Annotated in this window: 3 protein-coding genes and 1 pseudogene; 1 reads left to right on the top strand and 3 read right to left on the bottom strand. The window is 58.6% G+C overall.

Going from position 1 to position 3,489, the window contains the following annotated elements:
- Positions 1 to 332: pseudogene (locus H8Q75_RS08825) on the top strand (hypothetical protein); the annotation flags it as partial.
- A gap of 11 nt (positions 333 to 343) precedes the next feature.
- Here H8Q75_RS08825 and H8Q75_RS08820 read toward each other — a convergent pair.
- From H8Q75_RS08820 to H8Q75_RS08810, 3 genes are read right to left on the bottom strand one after another with little or no spacing between them, the layout of a single operon-like run.
- The gene (locus tag H8Q75_RS08820) at positions 344 to 1,672 is read right to left on the bottom strand and encodes a cytochrome c biogenesis protein (RefSeq protein WP_297041169.1); all 1,329 of its coding nucleotides are present in this window, start codon (positions 1,670 to 1,672) and stop codon (positions 344 to 346) included.
- Positions 1,673 to 1,708: 36 nt separating this feature from the next.
- Positions 1,709 to 2,725, bottom strand: coding sequence for an oxygen-dependent coproporphyrinogen oxidase (gene hemF, locus H8Q75_RS08815; RefSeq protein WP_024124052.1), 1,017 nt, complete (start codon positions 2,723 to 2,725; stop codon positions 1,709 to 1,711).
- 58 nt (positions 2,726 to 2,783) lie between these two features.
- Entirely contained in the window at positions 2,784 to 3,437 is a 654-nt protein-coding gene (locus H8Q75_RS08810; protein ID WP_024124051.1) for a cofactor assembly of complex C subunit B, read from the bottom strand.
- Between the last annotated feature and the right edge of the window lie 52 nt (positions 3,438 to 3,489).

Genomic DNA, 3,489 nt, shown 5'->3' with positions numbered 1-3,489 from the left:
ATTTGGGGATCTACAATACCCAAGGTGGCGGCTATCGCGTGGATGGCTATTATCCCCTGCGCCTCACCTACGACCAAGTGCAAGAGGAAAAGACGGGGCGCATTCTCCATGGGGGCGGCAATCCTTGGTATGTTGCTGTGCATGCGCAGGCCATTGATCCTGCCGGTACGGGGGTCTCGGGTTGCGTGTGGGCAAAGGGGGAAAACTACGGCGTTACGACGTCCTCGGTGAAAGAGGGAACCAGTGCCGCGCCCCCTGGCGACTGTTGGGCTGCCCCCAGCAACGGCACGAACGAACCGGTGAAGTATGTGCCCATCCAAACCACCGAATAGGGGGGCAACTTTTAGAGGGTGGCGTTGATGGCGGGTTGGCCTTGGCCGCTGAGGGCCTCAAGGATCCCCAGCAATTCCTGCTCAAAGGCCAACTGGGCGCGGTTGGTGCGTCCCCCCACGTATAGCACCGTCTGCCCCTGGAGGCCCCAAACTTGGGAGTGGGAGACATAGCTCATCACGACCCCCGCCATCAACAGGGCAAAGCCGGCATAAAACAGGGGAATTCCTGGATCGGCTTTAATTTGTAGCCCCGTACTGCCCACCAACTCCACCAAGCTGAGGGTGACGCCGTTGATTTGTGTACTCATGCCGCTGCGCAGGCTGCTGAGAAACTCGCCCTTGGGGCTATAGATGAGCACAGTCCCCTGGAGATCGCGGGCAATGAGGGAAACCCCCTCCGAGAGGTCTGCCTTGGTGGGTAGCCATGTCCCCCAGAGGCGACCCTTGCCGGCTGTGTCCAGTGGCACCATCGGCAATTGCAGCACTGGACTGTTGTTGAGGCGAAAGCGCAGGGCGGCAATGCTCCAATCCGCCTGATAGAAGGTTACGCCCCGATACCTCAGGGGCCGATTGACGTGGATCGTGCCCCGCTTCACCTCCTGGCCAGCAGCATCCACAACAGAGAGATCCGAGTAGAACTGATCAATGTCGCCGGCATCGGTGTAATCAATCCAAAAGCGATTCACCTTCACTGACCAGTCCTGGGGAATGCGGGCGAAGGGTCCCGCCTGCACAAGGTGCTGGAGCTGAAAGGTTTCGCCACTGGGCACCAGCTCCTGGGCCATGAAGCCAGTGAGGGCCCCCAAAATGCCCCCCAGGAGAATCAGGATCAGGCTGGCGTGCACCACAATCGGACCAATGCGACCAACCAACCCCTTGCGGGCATAGAGTTGGGTGTCGGTTTGCCAAACGCGGTAGCCCTTTGCGCTCAGGGCAGTGGCCAGTGCCTTGAGGGAGCCTTGGGGAATGGTGGTGCTCAGGGCCAGCTTTGTGAATTGACGCGGTTCTTGGTAGTACTGCCAGCGTTGGGCAGTGGCTAGGGTAGGGACCTGACGAGTGACGGTACAGGCCATCAAACTGGCGCCAAAGAGCACCAACAGCGTCAGATACCACGGGGTGTGATACACCTGATCCAACCCCAGTGCCAGCAGTACCCGCCAACTTAGAAAGCCAAAGAGGGCGGGGTCTTCGGGATAGTTGGCTTGATAGAAGCTGAGGGACTGCCCCTGCTCAATCACGGTGCCGGCGATGCTGGCGATCGCAATCACCAGCAACAGAACAATGGCTAGGCGCAGATCGCCAAGGAGAGCAAGAACACGGCGAAACACAGGGGCATTCATCGGCATTGAGCGGATTGAGGGTGGGTTAGGGTTGCTTTAGAGGGGCCAATTGACCCAGTCCTGGGGCTTGAGGAATGTGGTATAGAGTTCCGCTTCGCGGCTGTTGGGTTCTGGGGTATAGCCATATTCCCAGCGCACCAAGGGAGGCAGCGACATCAAAATGGACTCGGTGCGGCCATTGGTTTGCAGGCCAAAGATGGTGCCGCGGTCATAGACGAGGTTGAATTCCACATAGCGGCCGCGGCGATAGAGCTGGAATTGCCGCTCGCGATCGCCATACTCCAGGTGGCGCCGCCGCTCCACAATGGGCAGGTAGGCCTCGAGGAAGGCCTGGCCACAGCTTTGCACAAAGGCAAAGAGATCTTCCCAAGAACGACTGCCAATGGCTCCCACAGCTTGGCTATAGCGGGCGGCTTCGCCATCGGGATGCGGGCCACGGTATAGCTCGCGATCGCTGCCATCTTGGTAGTCAAAGAAAATGCCGCCGACGCCGCGGGTTTCGCCGCGATGCTTCAGATAAAAGTATTCATCACACCAGCGCTTAAAGACGGGATAGTATTCCCGGTGGTGGCGATCGCAGGCGGCCCGATGCACCTGATGGAAATGTTTGGCATCCTCAGCAAAGGGATAGTAGGGGGTTAAATCGGCGCCACCGCCAAACCACCACACCGGCCCGGCTTCAAAATAGCGGTAGTTCAAATGCACCGTTGGCACATAGGGATTGCGGGGATGGAGCACCATCGAGGTACCGGTGGCATAGAAGCCATACCCTGCCGCCTCCGGACGCTGCGCCAAGATCGAAGGCGGCAACTGCTCTCCCCACACCTCCGAAAAATTCACGCCCCCCTGCTCCAGAAGCTGACCCTGTTTCATCACCCGCGATCGCCCGCCGCCCCCTTCAGGACGTTGCCAACAGTCTTCCTGAAACTGGGCAGCACCATCGGCGGCCTCTAGGGCCTGACAAATCTGATCCTGTAGATCCTTAAGAAAAGCGGCTACCCGTTGGCGGGAGTCACTGGGCACAGCGGTGGTAACAGAAGGTGCAACAGTCATAGTCAATATCGAAATCCTTATCAACGGTCTTCGGTGTCAAAAGTCGCTTTCAAGCGTTCTAGGCTTTATTGTACTGTTGTGCTAGCACCTGAGCGAGTTTTGCCCCCAGGGCTGCCACCCACCGCTCATCCTGTTGGGTATAGCTGCGGGGGGCATTGCTGCCCAAAATCATCACGGTTTGGGCATCCACCGGCTGGCAGATCACCCCTTGGGTATTCGGGGGTAAATAGTCAAACTCAATGCGGCCGGGGTAAAGGGCCAAATCCACTAAGTAGATGGGGCGTTGCGTCTGTAGGGCCCGCTGCACAATGGCGCCGGTGCGGGTCATGGGTTTGGGCCCAAGAATGCCGCGGCGCAGCAGGGGGCGATCGCCCCGCCAAAGGACCATGGACTTTGTGGGCGTATTCATCAACAGGGTGTAGGAAAGCCAGGCCAGTTCCGTTTGCAACTCTGGCGAGAGATCCGCCGCCAGTTCAAATCCCTCCTCTCCCTCTAGGATCACCGCCTGGGGAGGCCGGGGCTGTACCCGCTGCCAAATCAGCGTTGTTAAGATCAAGACCGCTGCAAGGATGACCCCCACAACATCGGCGCGGGCCTGGGAAGGGGTGAGCATGGGGGTTAAGAGGCGATTGATGAGCAGCAGTGTGCCCCCCAAAACCCCGGTGGCAAGGGGCAAATAGCGCAGGATTTGATCAGTCCTCTGATCAGTCATCGAAAGTCCTAAAAAAGTTCTAAAAAATTGCCGGCGTCACGTAGCTATCTAT

The organism is Thermosynechococcus sp. OHK43 (assembly GCF_014466085.1).
Taxonomy (GTDB): Bacteria; Cyanobacteriota; Cyanobacteriia; order Thermosynechococcales; family Thermosynechococcaceae; genus Thermosynechococcus.
Note: the sequence above shows the minus strand (reverse complement) of the source record. Positions and strands in the feature narration are given on the sequence as shown.

What these genes read in the sequence shown, in the direction of transcription:
- H8Q75_RS08820 (WP_297041169.1), bottom strand. Translation starts at nt 1,672, where the DNA reads ATGAATGCCCCTGTGTTTCGCCGTGTTCTTGCTCTCCTTGGCGATCTG.
- hemF (WP_024124052.1), bottom strand. Translation starts at nt 2,725, where the DNA reads ATGACTGTTGCACCTTCTGTTACCACCGCTGTGCCCAGTGACTCCCGC.
- H8Q75_RS08810 (WP_024124051.1), bottom strand. Translation starts at nt 3,437, where the DNA reads ATGACTGATCAGAGGACTGATCAAATCCTGCGCTATTTGCCCCTTGCC.